This is a genomic window from Geomonas sp. (assembly GCF_056994735.1).
In genome coordinates this window covers 1-1,946 of the sequence record NZ_JBXKJL010000503.1, presented here as the reverse complement: position 1 = coordinate 1,946, position 1,946 = coordinate 1, and the positions used below count along the sequence as shown (strand labels likewise).

Below are 1,946 nucleotides of genomic sequence, written 5' to 3'. Positions count from 1 at the left end.
GGGGCAGGGCGGTCAACAGGCGTAAGAAATCTGGCGGTGGTGGCAAAAAGTTACTGGCAGTGCTCCTCCTTCTCGCTCTTGCCGTGGCGGGAGCCTTCCTGGTGCGGTACTTCGGCGAGACGAAGCCCACCAAAACTTCCGCAGGCAGACCGGCGGGCCCACCCCGCCTGCCGCTCCCGCCGCGGCCGAGTGTGCAAAAATCCGTATCCTCGGTATCGGTTCCGGCTGTCAAACATGAGGCGGCCGTGAAGGAGTCGAAGGGAGCGGGGCGTCTGGCCATCGTCATCGACGACATGGGGGCGAGCAACCAGGAGCTTCAGGAGCTTCTCTCCATCAAGCTGCCGCTGACCTTCTCGGTCATTCCCAGCCTCGCCCATGCCAAGGGAGTGGCCCAGGCCGCTCATGAAGCCGGGGCAGGGGTGATGGTGCACCTGCCGATGGAGCCGGAGGGGTATCCCCAGCAGCGCCTGGAGCAGATCGGCCTGCTTCTTTCCATGGACGACGCCGAGGTCGCCAGGCGGGTGGATAGTTACTTCCGCAGCGTCCCCTTCGCGACGGGCGCAAACAACCACATGGGCTCCCGGTTCACCCAGGACGCGGAGAAGATGGAGGTAGTGCTGAAGGTGCTCAGGGAGAAGGGGATGTTCTTCATCGACAGCAAGACCTCCCCCGCCTCGGTCGGCTACCGCACCGCGAAAGCCCTGGGCCTCAAGTGCGCGGAGCGGCAGGTCTTCCTGGACAACGTGCAGGATGAGGGTGCGATCAGGAAGCAGCTCGCTGAGGCGGTCGCGATAGCACGCAAGAAAGGATCCGCAATTGCCATCTGCCACCCCCATCCGGCTACCATACGGGCGCTGAAGTTGGCGATGCCTGGCCACGCCGCCAGCGGCATCACTTTTGTGCTGGTGTCGTCTTTGGTGAAGCCGTGAAAGGTGAAAGGTGAAAGGTGAAAGGTGAAAGGTGAAAGGTGAAAGGTGAAAGGTGAAAGGTGAAAGGGTAAAATCTACCTGATTGAAAGCCAGGCTTTCGGGAGGGGAGATGAATCAAGGACACAAGAAGCTGGATGTTTGGAAGGAGGGGGTGACTTTCGCCTCTGACATCTACAGGATCACTGAGTTGTTCCCGAAGGCAGAAATGTATGGTTTGACATCTCAGATGAGGCGGGCTGCGGTTTCAATCCCTAGCAATATTGCAGAAGGGGCTGCACGATTCTCTCATAAGGAATTTGCCCAATTCCTCAACATTGCCGGCGGTTCTCTAAGCGAGGTCGATACCCAAATAGAAATTGCCACAAACCTGGGCTATCTCACTCTAGAGCAAAAACAGGCGCTGGAGACAAAGATGGTCTCGATCTCCAGAAAACTCGCCGGTCTGATAAAAGCGGTAAAGGGTGAAGTTTGACCTTTCACCCTTCACCCTTCACCCTTCACCTTTCACCTTTCACCATTTACTATTCACTATTCACTATTCACTATTCACGGTTAGATAGATTCTCTTCCTCAGCTTGACCATCTCCCGATAGTTGTCCTCAACCAGAATGGATGCCGGGTTGTCGCCGCTGACCGGATGCACCATCAGGAAGGCGTCCCGCAACTGCCCCTCGAATCCGCCGAGTGTCCCATCCACCACTTCGGTCAGGCTGTCACGTTCCGGCAGCCGGGCCAGGGGATACTTCTTCTTCAGGAGCTCGTTCCCGGTCAGATCGAAGCGATGGAAGTCTACGCTCTCCTGGCCCTCGCTCTCGGCGGGGTTGAAGACGAAGACCGATTCCCGCGCCGTCTGGTGGATCATCATCCTGGTCGGGTCCTCGGCGGGGAGTTCCCTGTTGATACGGAAGATCGACGAGATGAGGAATGAGGTGAAGCAGTCGGCCTCGATGTAGCCGCAGGTGGCGCCATCGGAACTTTCGCAGTAGTAGGCGATCTGCGAGTTCTGGTCGAGTTCCC

The 1,946-nt window shown here is 58.1% G+C and carries 2 protein-coding genes and 1 pseudogene; 2 read left to right on the top strand and 1 reads right to left on the bottom strand.

Annotated features, from left to right (window positions below):
- Both AC11W3_RS21105 and AC11W3_RS21100 read left to right on the top strand, forming a co-directional pair.
- Window positions 1–929, top strand: a 929-nt coding sequence (locus tag AC11W3_RS21105) for a divergent polysaccharide deacetylase family protein (RefSeq protein ID WP_484093724.1), incomplete at its 5' end; no start/stop codon positions are given.
- A 109-nt stretch (window positions 930–1,038) separates the two neighbouring features.
- Window positions 1,039–1,401: a four helix bundle protein gene (locus AC11W3_RS21100; RefSeq protein ID WP_484092059.1), complete on the top strand. Its 363-nt coding sequence runs from the start codon at window positions 1,039–1,041 to the stop codon at window positions 1,399–1,401.
- 63 nt (window positions 1,402–1,464) lie between these two features.
- Here AC11W3_RS21100 and AC11W3_RS21095 read toward each other — a convergent pair.
- Window positions 1,465–1,946 (bottom strand): annotated as a pseudogene (locus AC11W3_RS21095) (ParA family protein); the annotation flags it as partial.